This window comes from Methylobacterium sp. 285MFTsu5.1 (genome assembly GCF_000383455.1).
GTDB lineage: Bacteria > Pseudomonadota > Alphaproteobacteria > Rhizobiales > Beijerinckiaceae > Methylobacterium.
On sequence record NZ_KB911271.1, the window covers coordinates 275,814 to 290,713 of the forward strand.

Here is a 14,900-nt window from a genome sequence, read left to right on the forward strand (position 1 = left end):
GTTTGTCCGCGCCGACCCTGCGCGAGCGGCGCTCATGCGGCCAATTATATTCTCTGGTGCGGTCTATTAGGCCCGCTTATGATCGGGCATGCCCGTCAGGCTCGACGCGCGCCTGGCCGGCGACCTGTTCTTCTTCCGCGTCCTGGTCGAGGCGGGCGGCTTCGCCCGTGCGGGCGACCGCCTCGCCGTCACGCAGAGCGCGGTCACGCAGCGGATCCAGCGGCTGGAGCGGCGCCTCGGTTACCCGCTGCTCGAGCGGGGCACCCGCGAGATCCGGCTGACTGCCGCGGGTCACCACCTGTTCGCCGCGGCGCGGAGCGGCTTCGACGGGATGGGCGAGGCCCTGCTCCGGGGGGAACGGCGCGAGGGCCGGGCGACGCTGCGGATCAGTTGCGTCCCCTCCCTGGCCTCGGAATGGCTCGCGCCAAGGCTGAAAGCCTTCAGCGACACGCATCCCGACATCGACGTCGCCGTCTTCGGGGAGACCCACGACCTGGATCCGGGACGCATGGCGCAGTCCGGTATCGACGTCGCGATCCGCTACGGCCCGGCGCCGCCTCCCAGTGCGACGGTCGTCTTCGACCATCCCGAGCCGGTCTACCCGGTCTGCGCCCCGGCCTACCGGGATGCGGCGGATCCCGGCGGGGCCGTCGTGCTGCTCCACGACGCGACGCCGTGGGAGGCGGCCGCGAGCGTCTCGGAGGAGTGGGATCGCTGGATAGGCGTCCATGGGGCGCCCTGGGGCGGCCGCGTCCAGAATCTCTACTTCAACCTCGCGCAACTGGCGCTGCGCGCCTCGCTCGGCGGCTCGGGCATCGCCCTGGGGCGATCGCTGATCGTCGCGCCCTATCGCGCCGACGGGCGCCTCGTGCCCGCCTGCGACGCGGCCCTCATGAACGGGCTCCGGTACTTCGTTCTCGTGCGTGCCCTGCCACCCGCAGGGCCGGCGGCGGCCTTCGTGGACTGGCTCGGCCGGACGATGGCGGGTCCGCCGGGCTCGCCCGAGGCGCCGCGTCGGGGCGGTGCGGCAGAATGCGGATAGGGCACCGTCCCGCGCGCGCGCCGCGCTCGGCGCCCCTCGGTTCGAACGCTCGATCTACCGCCGGGCGGGTCGATCCGTCGACAGCGCGGCTGCCAGATGGGCGACGAAGGCGTTCACCTTGGGACTGACCAAGCGCCGGGACGTGTGGAGCGCCCACAGCTCCGTCGGCGGCCCCTCCAGCCAGCCCCAGCAGGCGAGGCGTCCGGCCGCCACGTCGCCCCCGACAAGCGAGCGCGGGAGCAGCGCCGCGCCGGCGCCCGCCACCACGGCGTCGCGCAGCATCGGCAGCGAGGACAGGCGCAGGACCGGCACGGGCGCGTAGGTCCGGCGCGTCCGGCCGTCATGGACCTGCCACGTCTCGTCCTGACGCGGCGTCCAGCGCACCGCCGCCGGCACGGTCGCCGCGTCGGTCCCGGCCGACTGTTCGGGACGCGGGACCTCGGGCGGCGCCACCAGCCAGAGCTCGTCCCGCAGGACACAGCGCCCGACGAGGCGCTCGTCCGGCTTCGGATTGACCCGGATGATCACGTCGAAACCCTCCTCGATCGGGTCGACGAACCGGTCCTCGGCGGAGATCTCCAGCTCGACCTCGGGATAGGCGCGGGCGAAGTCCGCGGCGACGCGGCCGAGCTGCGTGTCGGACAGGAGCAGCGGCGCACTCACCCGGAGCCGCCCACGGGGTCGGTCGAGGCCGCCACCGACGACGGCGCCGGCCTCCGCGATCTCGCTGAGCAGCGGCCCCGTCCGGGCGTGGAGGAGCGCCCCCGCCTCTGTCAGGCGCAGGCTGCGCTCGCCCCGCTCGATCAGCCGCGTCCCGAGGCTCGCCTCGAGCTCGGCGACGCGCCGCGACAGCGTCGCCTTCGGCCGCCCGCTCGCCCGGGCGGCGCGGCCGAAGCCGCCGTGGCCGGCGACGAGATTGAAGTCGGCGAGCGCCGCGAGGTCCATGTGCTGTTCCAGATCCGGGACACCCAGTCCCGATCTTGCCGACTATGGCTCAGAAAAGGAACGGCGCATCTTCGGATCATCGGCGGCCCGCTCGGGGCCGCCCCGCATCCAGGAGATCCGCCATGACCATCCTCGTCACCGGTTCCACGGGCCGCATCGGCTCCGCCGTCATCGATCATCTCGTCGCCGCGGGGGCCGCCGTGCGCGCTCTGACCCGCTCGCCCGAGAAGGCGCGATTCCCCTCCGGCGTCGAGGCCGCCCGCGGCGATCCCGCCGACATCGACGCGATGCGCGCGGCGCTGGTCGGGGTCGACACCCTGTTCCTGCTCGTCGCCAACGCGCCGGACGAGCTGACCCAGGCGATCACGACGCTCAGCCTCGCCCGCGACGCGGGCGTGCGCGGCATCGTCTATCTCTCGGTCTTCAAGAGCGAGGCCTTCGTCGATGCCCCGCACTTCACCGGCAAGCACGCCGTCGAGCGGATGATCGCGGCCCTCGACCTGCCCGCCACGGTGCTGCGGCCCTCCTACTTCATGCAGAACGACCTCGCCCAGAAGGAGCCGCTTCTCGGGGCCGGCCTGTATGCCGTGCCCCTCGGGCAGGCCGGCGTCTCGATGGTCGACGTGCGCGATATCGCCGAGGCGGCGGCCAACGCGCTGCTGCGCCGCGAGCGCGCGGCCGACCGTCTTCCGGCCGAGACCTACGACGTCGTCGGGCCGGACGCCCTGACGGGCGACGCCCTGGCGGAGATCTGGTCCGAGGCCCTCGGGCGCGCGGTCCGCTACGGAGGCGACGATCTCGACGCGCTGGAGCAGCGGCTCCGGAGCTTCGCCCCCGCCTGGCTCGCCTATGACCTGCGGGTGATGATGCGCCGCTACCAGGAGGATGGCGCCGTCGCGACCGAGGCCGAGGTTGCGGACTTCGCGAGGCTCCTCGGCCGCAGGCCGCGCAGCTACCGCGACTTCGCGGGCGAGGTCGCCCGCGACTGGCGGGGCGCCTGAGCGGGGAGGCCCCGCGGGTACGGTCTCGCAGGCATTGTCACGCGGGCACGGTCTCACGGGCAGGGAGGCGACGGCGCCTCCCGCCACCGCAGCGCGTCGATCAGGCTGCGCAGGGCGGGCGTGACCTGCCGGTCGGGGTAGTAGAGGTGGCAGCCGGGAAACGACGGACACCACGCCTCCAGCGCCTGGACGAGATGTCCCGCGGCTAGGTCGTCGGCCGCCTCGTCTTCCAGCATGTAGCCGAGCCCGGCACCGGCCCGGATCGCGGCGGCCGCGAGCCGGCCATCGTTCACGACGAGCTGGCCGGCCGCGCGCACCCGGATCTCGCGGCCGTCGCGGGCGAACTCCCAGGGCAGCAACCCACCGCCGCCGACGAGCCGGTAGTTCACGCAGCAATGCGCTTCCAGGTCAGCCGGGCTCTCCGGGCGCGGGTGACGGGCGAAGTAGTCCGGGGTCGCGACGACCACCGTGCGCAGGTCGGGTCCGACCCGGACCGCCACCATGTCGCGCTCGACCGTCTCGCCGAAGCGGATCCCGGCGTCGAAGCCGGCGGCGACGATGTCGGTCAGGGGGTCGTCCACGATCACCTCCACCGAGACGGCCGGGTGGTCGATCAGGAAGTTGGGCAGTCTGGGTTCGAGGATCGCCCGCGCGGCGTACGCGAAGGTCGTCAGCCGCAGCCGCCCCGACGGCGCGCCGCGCCACTCGGCCAGCGCGTCGAGCCCGCGCGCGACGTCCTCGAGCGCGGGGCCGACCGACCGCAGCAGCCGCTCGCCGGCCGGAGTGAGCGCGACGCTGCGGGTGGTGCGGGCCAGCAGGCGCACGCCGTGACGCGCCTCCAGAGCCCGCATCGTGTGGCTGAGCGCGGAGGGCGACAGCCCCATCTCCGCGGCCGCCCGCGTGAAGCTGCGATGGCGCGCCACCGCCGCGAAAGCCGCCAGATCTTCGAGGGTGCCGCGCCGCATTCCTGAACTGTGCTCACAGGTGCATGCGGAATACCACGGCTAATCCCGATCCCGACGCCGGACTACGACCAAGCCCTCAACAGTGAGGTGCGGCGATGGATCTGAGGCACTATCGAACCCTGGGACGCTCGGGTCTGGCCGTGAGCCCCCTTGCGCTCGGGACCATGACCTTCGGCGCCGCCCGCTGGGGCAGCGACGCGACGGTCTCGGCGGCCATCTTCGACCGTTACGTCGAAGCGGGCGGCAACTTCCTCGATACGGCCGACGTCTACGCGGGCGGTGCGAGCGAGACGATGCTCGGCGACCTGATCGCGGCGCGCGGTCTGCGCGACCGCCTGGTCGTCGCGACGAAGTCCGGCTTCCCGCGCGCGCAGGGCACGCCGCTCGCCGGAGGCAACAGCGCGCGGAACATCCGCTCCGGTCTCGAGAGCTCCCTGCGCCGTCTCAGGACCGGCTGGATCGACCTGTACTGGACCCATGTCTGGGACCGGACCACGCCGCCGGAGGAAGTCCTCCGGGCGCTGACCGACGCCGTCGCGCGCGGCGACATCCTGTATTACGGATTCTCGAACGCGCCCGCTTGGTACGCCGCGCAGATCGCCGCGCTGGCCCGTGCCCACGGCCTCCCGGAACCCATCGGCCTGCAATACGCCTACTCGCTGCTCGACCGGGGCGTGGAACTCGATGTGCTGCCCGCGGGCCGCGCCCTCGGGCTCGGGCTGGTGCCCTGGAGCCCGCTGGCGGCCGGCCTGCTGACCGGCAAGTACGGCCGCGAGAAGCTCGCTCAGGCCGGTCCGGCAGGCTCGCTCCCGGACCGGGCCGGCGACGCGGCCGAGGGCGGCAGCGACGGCCGGCTCAACGGCGACAACCCCTTCGGCGGCATGCTGTTCACCGAGGCGAACTTCGCGGTGGTGGACGTGCTGCGGGCGGTCGCCGCGGACGTCGGCCGACCGATGGCGCAGGTGGCGCTGGCCTGGGTCGCGCGGCGCCCCGGCGTCGCCTCGGTCCTGGTCGGGGCGAGCCGCCCGGAGCAGCTGGCGCAGAACATCGCCGCCCTCGAGGTCGTCCTGACGCCCGAGCAGCAGTCCCGCCTGGATGAGGCCGCGGCTCCGCCGCAACTCAATCCCTACTTCATCTTCGAGCTGCCGACTTCGCGCATCTTCGGCGGTGAACGGGTCGAGGCGTGGTAGGCCCACGTCCGGGGTCGGCTCGGGGGATCGAGACCGGGCTTGCCGGTGATTCCCGTCACTCCGAACGCGCCACCTGGGTGCGGAACAGCGTCGCGAGGGTCCGCAACGTCCTGTTGTGCGGCTCGGCCAGGGACACCGTGTAGGCGCCCGGATCGATGTTCGGGACGGAGGCGGTGATGCGCACCGTCCGCTCGTCGATCTTGAGGACGGGCGCCCGCCACGTCTGACCGTTGGTGCCGCGAAACACCGCCAGCGTGTCCTTGCCGAGCCGGGGCGCGGTCCCGGGGAACGCGACTTCCGCGGCCCAGAGCTGCCCCGGCGACACGCGGAGCGCGTCGCCGGCATCCGGCAGGCTGTGGTGCAGATCCGGGACGTGCGGCGGCCCGCTGACGAGATGGCGCGGCTCCGGAACGAAGCGCGCCGGCGGCTCGGTGTCGGGGGCGATGAAGATCGAAGCGACGTCTTCGAGGATGCGCAGGCTACCGTCGGCGATCTGGACGATCGCGAGCGCGTAGCGTCCGAAGGACATCCCCGCGACGTCGATCTGGCCGGTGAAGCCGGACGTCGCGGCGGCGGGTTCACCGTACCACTTGGCCACGTCCGGACGGAGATCGCTCTGCAGGGCGACCCACGATGTCCCGGTGCGACCCGTCAGCCGCAGGTAGATCGCCTTCGGCGCCGGCCCCGAGACGTGCAGCCAGCCGCGCAGGAACACGGAAGCCCGCGCGACGACCGACGAGAGATCCAGGCTCCGGTTAAGGCGCTCGTCCGTGCGCAGCACGTCGAGGCTCCAGCCGCACTCGCTGCGCCGGACCGGCCTCAGCGTTAGACGCCGGAACGCGTCGGGCATCTCCGGAACCGGGCGCGCGCGCGCCGCCGCCATCACGGTGGGCGACGCCTCCGGCGCTCGGGCCGCCTCATCCCACGCGATCGCCGCGCTGGTCCAGGAGGCGGCGTTCGTCCGGTATCCCAGGGTCTCGAGCCGCAGGTCGAAACCGTGCCGCAGGTGGCTGGGAACCCGTCCGTGGCGCAGCGGCCGCGCCTCGATCAGGCGCTCGTAGAGGGCGCGGACCGACCCGAGGTGGCCGTCGGTGTCGGGGAAGGATTTCCGGCCGATGGAGGCCTGCATCCGGGCGAGGCGGGCGCGATCGTAGTGTAGCGCGATGAGGCGCGCGCGGACGGCGCCGGCATCGTCCGGCGGGACCTTGAACCCGTCGATCCCGTCCTCGACGCGCTCGGCCAGGGCCCCGATATCGGCGACGATCGGGACCAGGCCCGCCTGCCACGCCTCCGTCAGCGCGATGACGAACGTCTCGGGCCAGGTCGAGAGGTGCAGCGAGACATCGCAGCCGGCCAGCAGGCCGCCGATCGCGTGCTGCTCGTATGCGCCGGTCACGGTGACCTGATCCGGTCCGAGGCCCGCGACCGCCTCGCGGTACGGGTCGTCGATGCGGCCGATCACCTTGAAATGGATGGGATAGGCCTCGCAGCTCCGGATCAGGTTGATCGCCTGCTGGCCGCCCTTGTGGGCCGCGAGATTGCCCAGGATCGCCACGGTCAGCCGATCGCCGTCGCGCCTGCGCCTGGACACCGGCCGCGCCCCGGCCGGCGCGGTGTTCGGCGCCACCATCGGGATCTCGACGATCCGGTCGGCGGGGATGCCGGGGAAGTAGCGCCGGAGGTACTCCGCCGTGGCGGGCGTGCTCGTGACGAAGGCGTCGATCGCGTCGGTCACCAGGGTCATCATGCCGTCGCGGCGCGCCTTGGAGCCGGGCGGATACTGGTTTCCCGAGACCAGGCACGCGTCGCACTGGTCCGCCCCGCGATTGACGACGTCGCAGAACCGGCCGGTGTGATCGAGCAGCAGCCAGCGCTCGCAGATCAGGAAATGGTCGTGCAGGTGGTAGACGGTGGGTATGCCGCAGGCCCGCGCGATCAGCGGCAGCGACAGCGGGACGTGCATCAGGTGATGGATGTGGACGAGGTCGACCTGATGCTCGAACAGCAGTCTCTGGAAGATCCCCTCCACGAACGGGTCCGTCGAGAGCGGCGGCGTGACGGGACCGCAGGCGAAGCTCTCCGCGATCCCCGGGCCCTCGAGCCGGAGCGACCAGCGCCCGTCGCCGAAGACGGAGAAGAGGAACAGGACGCGGTACGGCTCGCCGAGCTCGGTCAGCAGTTCCTGATAGACCTCGACCCCGCCGCCGGGACGATGCCCCATCCGGTTGTGGGTGAGCATCAGGACCGTGCGGGGCGCTGACGGTTCGAGGGGGGGCCGGCGCGTCTGCGTCCGGCGCCGGTCGATCACCGCGTCCAGGATCGTCGCCACGCGATGGTCGTAGAGGTGCTCGGCGCGGGTCCGCGCCTGCGCGGCGCGCGCGCGCGCGATGCGGGCCTCCGGTTCGGTCAGGGCCGTCAGGATCGCCTCGACCGCACCGGCCTCGTCGTCGCAGAGCGCGATCTCGGCGCCCGGCGTGTAGTAGGCGGCCGTCTCCGGCTCGGGCGAGACCACGACCTGGTAGCCGCCGGCCAGCGCCGTCTCGAACAGCCGCGGCGGCGGCGTCGAACCGGTCGCCTGATCGGCGCGCGCCGCCGAGAAGATCCGGGGCAGGGTGAGCACGACGCGACTGCGGTTCGCCAGGAGGGCGAAGTCGCGGTTGCCGCAGCGCCAGTCCGTGACGAGCGCCTCGTCCTCCAGCTCCGGCGGACCGATATGCGCGTTCCACGGCAGCGCCAGCTTGAACTTCACGTCCCGCGGCAGCTTGGCCGAGAGCGCGTTCAGGGTCGCGACCCTGTTCGGCCACGCCGTTCCGATGAAGAGGAGGTCGTAGCGGTAGCGCGCGTCGTCCTCGAGCACCGGGAGATCGTGGAAGAGCGAGGAGGCGCCGAGGGCGAGGTGGTGTGCCCGGCCTCCGTAGGCCGGGACCGTGGCAAGGTCGTTCGTGAAGACCAGATCGAAGACCCCCGACCCGCGCACGTTCGCTTCGCGCTCGTACGGATCCTCCGTGGTCCAGAGCACGCTGGTCCGAGCGAGCCCCGCGAGCCGACCGACCAGGGGCGCGTGCGCCCGCGCGCCGCCGAAAGCGATCAGCGTGTCGAGACCCTGCTCGACGAAGGCGGCCAGGGCATCGCCGTGCCCGCCGACATGGACCCGGCCGACCGCGGGATGCCGGCGCAGCGCGTCCGCGATGGCGAGCACGAGGTAGCGGTTGTGGGTCTGCGGCTCGGTGTCGAGCAGCAGGATCGACAGGTCGGACATGCGCGGTCTCGTCCGTCTCAGCGGCGGCGTGATCAGGCCGGGACCGTCAGGCGGCTCAGGTCGAGCAGGCGCGCCGCGCGATGCCGGTAGGTGTGCTCGCGGAGCGCCCGCGCCTGCGCCCGGCGCGCGATCGCCTCGATCGCGCCGGGCTCGTCGAGCGACCGCTCGATGGCGCGCGCGATATCGGCCGCGCCGTCCACCAGCAGGATCTCCGTGTCCGGCTCGAAATGCGCGCAGATTTCCAGGCCGGTGACGAAGAACAGCTGCGCCGAGCCCGACAGGGCGACCTCGAAGGTGCGCGGTCCCGGCGTCGCCTGCGGGAGCGACAGCCGGCGATTGGCCACGTCGAGGTCGCGGCCGATGTTGAGCGTCAGCCGCGCCGCCGCGGCGTAGTCGGCCATCTGCGCCGGCGTGAGGCGGCGGTTCACCGCGCATTGGAGCGTGTCCGGCCACTCGGCGCCCAGGATCTCCACGACGTGCCGGCACAGGAGATCGTCGATCCGGCGCATCAGGGCGACGCGGTTCGGGTAGGCGACGCCGCAGAAGAACAGGACTGTCTCCCGCTCCGCCACCGGGGCGATCGGCCGGAAATGCCGGTCGGGCGCCGCGGCCAGCGGCAGGTGGTGGACGTCGGGGTGCCGGTAGTGCTGCGCCGCCCAGGAATCGTTGCTCACAACGATGTCGGCGTAGAGTTCCGCCTTGAAGGCGTAGTCGAACTCGTACGGGTCGTCCGTCAGCCAGAAGATCAGGACGGCACCCACGGCGTCCGCGGCCCGCCGAAGCGCGCGCAGATCCGCCAGGTCAGGCACGAGACTTCCGACCGCGATCACGACATCCGGCCGGGTCGCCCGAACCGCCGCGACCGCCAGTTCCAGAGGGGTGTGTCTGACGCGCTCGGCGCCGAGCAGTTCGGCGAAGCCCTCTGCCAGATCGCTCCGGATCCCGGGATTCCTGTTGAGCGCATCGGGGAAGGTGCTCGTGACCAGGACGTGCGGCCCGGCCAACGAGATCGCGCTGACGAAATTCATCCCTCGTGACCTCGGCGAGACGGGCCAGTTTTAATTGCAGGTTAATGCCAATTGTAAGTAGACACGCAACTGTCGCATGTCCATTTCGTCGATTAATTTCCCCCAACCACTTGGCGATTGGGTAATTCCGGGCAATTTAATGTTGGCAATCAGGAAGTATGGCACGGGATGAAGTGGCAATAGGCGCGCCGCACCCGCCGCGCGAGCCCTGCGCCGAGGCGTTGCGCCCCTTCCTGCCGTGGTTGACCGGCACGCTCCTGCTGCTGGGCCCGAAGCCCGACGCGGGGAGCCGCGCGCGCTGGGCTTCCGACGCCACCCTCGTCACCACGGCGGATGGCGCCGACCTGCCGGCTTCCACCCTCTTCGATGGCGTCGTGCTGACGGGGCTGCTGTCGTGTCGCGACGACGGGGGCCGGGACGCGCTCGACGCGACGATCGCCTGGGCCCAGGAACGGCTGCGGCCCGGCGGGCGGCTGATCCTCGTCATCGACAACGCCCTCTCGCTCCACGGACTCGCTGCGGGCTCCGAGACGGTGGGGCAGCGCGGCTTCCCGAGCCTCGAGGGACGCCTCAGGTCGGACGGCCTCCGGCTGCCCACGCGGGCAGGCCTGAAACGGTCCCTGCAGGCCCGCGGCCTGGCCTATCAGGAATGGTGGTTCCCGTTCCCGGGGCGGGAGGAGCCCGTGAGCTTCATCGCCGAGCGGGGCCTCGCGCGGCCGGGCGGGTTCGATCCCGGACTGCTCGCGATCGGCGCGGCCGGGCCGGATCCGGCAGCCCGCGCGGGCGCGCTGTTCTCGCCGCGGCGCGCCTGGGCGACGGTGGCGGAGCAGGGGCTCATCGGCGATCTGGCGCCCGCCTTCGTGATCGCGGCATCGGCGGAGCCGCTGCCGCCGGACGACCGGCTGGCGATCCACGCGGGTTTGCGCCGCCGGCCGGAATTCGAGCGGCTGGTGACCTTCGCGGAGGCCGGGTCGCAGATCGCGGTGCGCCGCGCGCGCGCGTATCCCGACCTTCCCGCCGCGGTTCGAGGCGTCACGAACCTGTTGCCGTCGGAGACCTACGTGCCGGGCTCCCTCTGGTCTGAAGTTCTCGAGGCGCGGCTGGCGCGGGAAGGCTGGTGCCCGGACGCCGTCGCCGCCTGGGCCGGAACGTGGCTTCAAGCCGTCTCGCGCCGCTTCGCGGCGGGAGCGTTGCTCGAGACCCAGACGATCCTCCCGGGACCGGCCCTCGACGCCATCCCGAAGAATCTCGTCTCGGGCGCCGACGGCACGTTCATAGACCTGGAATGGGAGCTCGGGGTCCCTCTGGACGCTGGCCACCTCGCCGTGCGGGGCTTGGTCAACGCGCTGACCGATGCGCGAGACTGGCGTCCCGGCGGGCTGTCCACGCTGACCCTTCTGGATGCCCTGCGCGCCCTGCTGCCGCGACTCGGGCTGGCTCTGGACGATGCGCAGCTCGCCGACCGGCTGGCCCGGGAAAGCCGTTTCCAGACGATCGTCAGCGACCGGGTGACGGAGCGCGGCCTGGACTGGGCGGCGGCGACGCGCCTGCCGGTCGGCGAAGAGACCCGGATCGACGCGGATCCGCGCGCTGCGCTCGCGGAGGCCTCCGCGGAGATCGCGCGGCTGCTCGAGGAGAACGCGGCCCTGCGCGCCGCGCGCGCCGCCGACGCCGCCGCGCACGAGGCCGCCGCGCGCGAAAGCGTCCGCCGCACCGACCGCGTGATCGCCTACGCGGCCGAGATGCACCGCGCGCGCGACCACCTCCAGGACACCCTCGACGCCCGCCGCGCTTCAGCCGGTGACGGCAGCGGCCTGTCCCTTCGCCTCCTGCGTCTCATCAGAGGAACCCCGTGATGCGGCTGCTCGTCGCCTGTGACCACCTGGCGCTGACGGGCGGCCTGCTCCGGTTCGAGCGGGTCGGGCGGGTGCTCGCGCGTCGCGGTCACGCGTTCGCGTACCTGACTCTGGGCACCGGCGAGGACGGGTTCGAGACGCGGCTGCCAGTCCTGCACCGCGAGGACGCCGCGCGCGCGAGCTGGGACGCCGTCATGGTGCCCGGCGGCGGCTTCCCGGATGCCACGATCGAGGGATTCGTGGACCTCCGGGCCCCGAACTTCGGCGCCCGGATCCAGCACCTCCTCAACGCGCCGGTGCGGCGCGACGCCTACGCGCGCGTCACGCGGACCCTCGCGCCCGACCTCGTCGTGGCGAACAACGACCACTGGGACGACGCCGCCCTCCAGGCCCTCGGCCTGCCGTGGCGGCGCCTCGTCGGTGCGGTCGATAGCGGGCTGTTCGCGCCGCCCGTCTCGCCGCCCGCGCGCGGCGCGCGGCGCCGGCTCGGCGGCATCGCCAACAAGCGCCCCGCCGCGCAGCTCGCGGCGCTCGACAAGCTCGGTGACGCGTGGGCCCTGCACTGGTTCGGACGGCCGGACTGGGGGCTGGTGGGCGCGCGCGCCGATCTGGTGGCGTCGGGCCGCCTCGTCGTGCACGGGCCGCTGCCCGAGTCCGACCTGCCCGCGTGGTATCACGGGCTCGACGCGTTCTGCAGCGCGGAGGCGCATGCCGGCTGGTGCAACCCGGCTGCGGAAGCGATGGCCTGCGGCACGCCGCTCGTCTCGACCGTGCACGGCACGCTGGCTTTCGCCGAGGACGGCGTCACGGCCCTGGTGGTGCCGGACGGTCCGGACGCGGCGCTGGGCGCGGCCATCGCGGAGGCCGTGGACAGGATCGCGACCGATCCGGCCGGCGCCGCGTCCCGGGCCGAGGCGGGACGGGCGCGGATCCGGGCGCTCGACTGGGACACCTACGCGGACGGTCTGCTCGCCGTCGTCGCGGAGGCGATCGCGCTGCGGGCGGGCCGGACCGATGCGGTGCGCCCGTCCGGCCCGCCGCGCGAGACCGCGCTGCGCCTCGCCGACCTCGCGAGCCGGGACGGGCCCCTGCCGGAGGATTTCGACGCCCTCGGCTATATCCGGCTGCACGCCGACCTCGCGGCGCTGTTCGAGCACGCGTGGCAGGGGCAGCTGCACTACCTCGAGCACGGCCGTCGCGAGGGCCGCATCTACCCCTCGAACCTGACGCGGGCCCAGCAGAAGGCCGCCCAGGCCTCGCGGATCGCGCTCGCGGTCGACGGGCTCGACGGCTCCGGCAAGTCGAGTATCGCGCGGCACGTCGCCGAGGCGCTCGGCGCCACGGTGCTCAACCCGTTCAGCGGTCCGGTCGGCGCCATCCTGGTCCACCTCGCCCGGACGGGGCAGCACGTGCTGGCCGACGACGTGGCGCACGCGGCCGTGGCGGCGGCGATCGCCAACGCCCCGCCGGGACCGGTCGTGTTCGACCGGCACTGGTTCACCGCCTCGCAGCTCCTCTCGCCGGCCTTTCGTCCGGGCTGGGAGCCGCGCCCGTTCACCGTCATGTGCTGGGCCGACCGTCCCACCACCATCGCCCGCATGGTCGCGCGCGGCGTCCCGAACCCGTCGGAGCACATGACCGAGGCCCGGATCGCCGGCTATCGGGCGCTCGCGGAGGAGTTGCGGGTGCCGCTCCTCGACACGTCCCGCATCGCGCCGGAGGAGGGGGCCGCGCAGGTGCTGGCGATGCTGGGCGAGAGCGGCCACACGGCGCGGCGCGCGTGATCGCCGCCTCGCGGCGCGGCCTGTATGGTCGCGTCTCGGAAGCGGGTGGCCACACCGGCCATCGGCGTCGCGGGAGGGCGGGGCGATCGTGTTGAAACTCGCGCGCGGCGACCGTGGCCGGAACGTCCTGCTGCTCGGCATCAGCCTCCTCTTCGTCGCCGCCGGCCTCGGGATGATCGCCGCCGGCGCGGATGGCGGCGTCACGACGACGGTGTTCTTCGGCGTGTGCGCGGCCGTCGCCGTGTGGCAGCTGCGGCCGGACCTGCTCGAATCCGAGAGCCGGTCGGCGGGGTCGCTGGCGGCGCAGTTCCCCGGCCCCGTGATCCTGCGCGCCTCGGTGCGGAAACTCCTGTTCTTGGCCCTGATGGCCGCCGGCTTCGGCGGCGTCACGCTCTGGATGGTGCTGCACGAGGCGCCCTCCACGGCGATGCAACTGCTGCTCTGGCCGGGCGTCGCGCTCTTCCTCGGCGGCGTCCCCTTCCTCATCCTGACGGCGATCCGCGGCTCGGCGCTGCACCTCGACGAGACGGGCTTCACCGTCGTGCAGCTGGGCCGCGCGCGGCACGTCCGGTGGCGTGACGTGAGCGTGTTCGAGCCGGTCTCCATGCCGGGTTCGGGACAACGCCTCGTGACCTTCGATGACGCGAACGCCGGCGCGACGCGCCTCGGGGCGATGAACCGGCACCTGATCGGGCGCAACGCGGGTCTGCCGGACAGCTACGGGCTGGATCCCGACGCGCTCGCCAGCCTGCTCACGGCCTGGCGCAAGCGGGCCCTGCAGCGGGAGGACGATGGCTTCTGAGGCGCTTCGTTGGCTGCGCCCTGGCGACGAGGTCGCGGTCGGACGGCGCGCCTCAGCGCGTGACGATGCCGGGCTCCTGCCGACCGGGACGGGGCTGCACCACGAGGAGACCCGCCGAGTAGATCAGCGAGACGAGGAGCGCGACCGTCAGCGCGAGCGCGGCACCGTAGGGCTGGATCATCAGGTGGAGTGTCAGCAAGGTCAGGCCGAAGCCGAACACCCCGCGGATCGCGACGCTCGCCAGCCGCGCCATCGCCGCCCCGCCGATGCGGCGATGGAGGATGACGAAGGCGCTCGTCATCGTGACCGGGAAGGCGGCGATGACCCCGGTCCTGGCGGGGCCCAGCGCCGTACTCAGCGCCAGGAGGGCCGCGACGAACAGCGCGACGGCGCTCGCGCGGATCAGCAGATCCAGCGGGCGCGGCCGCGCGACGACGGTGCTCCGCACGAGGGTCGCGCGCACGACGTGCCGGGTCGAGAGCGCGCCGGCCCCGTAGACCAGGGCGTTCAGCAGGAACGCCGTCGTCGGCGTCCAGGTGAGTGCCGAGACCGGCAGGGCCGCCGCGAGCCACGCGAGGATCGCCGGCCCGAGGGTGGCGGTCATGTCCCGGCCGGCAGCCCGGTGGGCGTAGACGATCAGGAACAGGCCCGTCGCGGCGTTCGCCGCGAAGCCGTTCAGGGCCGCCCCGGCCACGAAGGCGGCGTCGTGCTCCATCGCCATGAACACGTAGGCCGGCCCCGCGGAGACCGGCAGGCTGACGACGAGCGCGCCCCAGACCGGTCCCAGCCATTCGGCCAGGACGGAGGCGAGCACCACCACGGTCCCTGAGGTCAGCGCCCGGATCAGGGCCGTCAGCCAAATCGCCGCCAAGGTCGTTTCCCGCGCGTCGCGCCGCCGACCCGGGCCGGCATCGGAGCCGCGCCCTCGCTATCATGGGCGGCCTGTCCGGGCCAAAGCGGCCGGCTGGCGATTCCGCCCGTCTGAAACCGGTCGCGGCGACCCGCGAGCGCCGGTGCGCGCCCGGAAC

General features: G+C 73.1%; 11 protein-coding genes. 6 read left to right on the plus strand and 5 right to left on the minus strand.

Annotated elements, in window-relative coordinates:
• The first annotated feature begins 88 nt into the window (after window positions 1–88).
• Entirely contained in the window at window positions 89–1,042 is a 954-nt protein-coding gene (locus H288_RS0105570; RefSeq protein WP_020091603.1) for a LysR substrate-binding domain-containing protein, read from the plus strand.
• A gap of 54 nt (window positions 1,043–1,096) precedes the next feature.
• Here the strand turns inward: H288_RS0105570 and H288_RS0105575 are convergent, their stop codons facing one another.
• Window positions 1,097–1,987, minus strand: coding sequence for a LysR family transcriptional regulator (locus tag H288_RS0105575; protein WP_020091604.1), 891 nt, complete (start codon window positions 1,985–1,987; stop codon window positions 1,097–1,099).
• Between the two features lie 122 nt (window positions 1,988–2,109).
• Here H288_RS0105575 and H288_RS0105580 point away from each other — a divergent pair, with 122 nt between their 5' ends.
• Window positions 2,110–2,988 (plus strand): NmrA family NAD(P)-binding protein, encoded by an 879-nt coding sequence (locus tag H288_RS0105580; protein WP_020091605.1) that lies wholly within the window; start codon window positions 2,110–2,112, stop codon window positions 2,986–2,988.
• Window positions 2,989–3,041: 53 nt separating this feature from the next.
• On the opposite strand, the gene H288_RS0105585 is transcribed toward H288_RS0105580, so the two are convergent.
• On the minus strand, window positions 3,042–3,953 hold the full coding sequence (locus H288_RS0105585) for a LysR family transcriptional regulator (RefSeq protein WP_020091606.1): 912 nt from the start codon (window positions 3,951–3,953) through the stop codon (window positions 3,042–3,044).
• Window positions 3,954–4,093: 140 nt separating this feature from the next.
• Here H288_RS0105585 and H288_RS0105590 point away from each other — a divergent pair, with 140 nt between their 5' ends.
• A complete protein-coding gene (locus tag H288_RS0105590; protein ID WP_244540679.1) occupies window positions 4,094–5,143 on the plus strand; it encodes an aldo/keto reductase in 1,050 nt (349 codons plus the stop codon).
• Window positions 5,144–5,198: 55 nt separating this feature from the next.
• Here the strand turns inward: H288_RS0105590 and H288_RS0105595 are convergent, their stop codons facing one another.
• Together H288_RS0105595 and H288_RS0105600 are read right to left on the minus strand one after the other, a co-directional pair.
• On the minus strand, window positions 5,199–8,402 hold the full coding sequence (locus H288_RS0105595) for a glycosyltransferase (RefSeq protein WP_020091608.1): 3,204 nt from the start codon (window positions 8,400–8,402) through the stop codon (window positions 5,199–5,201).
• Between the two features lie 32 nt (window positions 8,403–8,434).
• Complete coding sequence (locus tag H288_RS0105600; protein WP_020091609.1) at window positions 8,435–9,430, minus strand: glycosyltransferase; 996 nt, start codon at window positions 9,428–9,430, stop codon at window positions 8,435–8,437.
• 158 nt (window positions 9,431–9,588) lie between these two features.
• Between H288_RS0105600 and H288_RS0105605 the strand changes: the two genes are divergently transcribed.
• The 3 genes from H288_RS0105605 to H288_RS0105615 all read left to right on the plus strand — a co-directional run bounded on the left by H288_RS0105605 (window position 9,589) and on the right by H288_RS0105615 (window position 13,872).
• On the plus strand, window positions 9,589–11,286 hold the full coding sequence (locus H288_RS0105605; RefSeq protein ID WP_026604694.1) for a hypothetical protein: 1,698 nt from the start codon (window positions 9,589–9,591) through the stop codon (window positions 11,284–11,286).
• Entirely contained in the window at window positions 11,286–13,070 is a 1,785-nt protein-coding gene (locus tag H288_RS0105610; RefSeq protein WP_026604695.1) for a glycosyltransferase, read from the plus strand. Before H288_RS0105605 ends, H288_RS0105610 begins: the two co-directional genes overlap by 1 nt.
• Before the next feature lie 88 nt (window positions 13,071–13,158).
• Window positions 13,159–13,872: a hypothetical protein gene (locus H288_RS0105615; protein ID WP_245274472.1), complete on the plus strand. Its 714-nt coding sequence runs from the start codon at window positions 13,159–13,161 to the stop codon at window positions 13,870–13,872.
• A 52-nt stretch (window positions 13,873–13,924) separates the two neighbouring features.
• Here H288_RS0105615 and H288_RS0105620 read toward each other — a convergent pair whose 3' ends face one another.
• A complete protein-coding gene (locus H288_RS0105620; RefSeq protein WP_020091612.1) occupies window positions 13,925–14,743 on the minus strand; it encodes a hypothetical protein in 819 nt (272 codons plus the stop codon).
• Window positions 14,744–14,900 lie beyond the last annotated feature (157 nt).

Coding starts and splice junctions, on each gene's coding strand:
- H288_RS0105610 (WP_026604695.1), top strand. CDS start 11,286: ATGCGGCTGCTCGTCGCCTGTGACCACCTGGCGCTGACGGGCGGCCTG.
- H288_RS0105595 (WP_020091608.1), bottom strand. CDS start 8,402: ATGTCCGACCTGTCGATCCTGCTGCTCGACACCGAGCCGCAGACCCAC.
- H288_RS0105575 (WP_020091604.1), bottom strand. CDS start 1,987: ATGGACCTCGCGGCGCTCGCCGACTTCAATCTCGTCGCCGGCCACGGC.
- H288_RS0105600 (WP_020091609.1), bottom strand. CDS start 9,430: ATGAATTTCGTCAGCGCGATCTCGTTGGCCGGGCCGCACGTCCTGGTC.
- H288_RS0105585 (WP_020091606.1), bottom strand. CDS start 3,953: ATGCGGCGCGGCACCCTCGAAGATCTGGCGGCTTTCGCGGCGGTGGCG.
- H288_RS0105580 (WP_020091605.1), top strand. CDS start 2,110: ATGACCATCCTCGTCACCGGTTCCACGGGCCGCATCGGCTCCGCCGTC.
- H288_RS0105605 (WP_026604694.1), top strand. CDS start 9,589: ATGGCACGGGATGAAGTGGCAATAGGCGCGCCGCACCCGCCGCGCGAG.
- H288_RS0105570 (WP_020091603.1), top strand. CDS start 89: ATGCCCGTCAGGCTCGACGCGCGCCTGGCCGGCGACCTGTTCTTCTTC.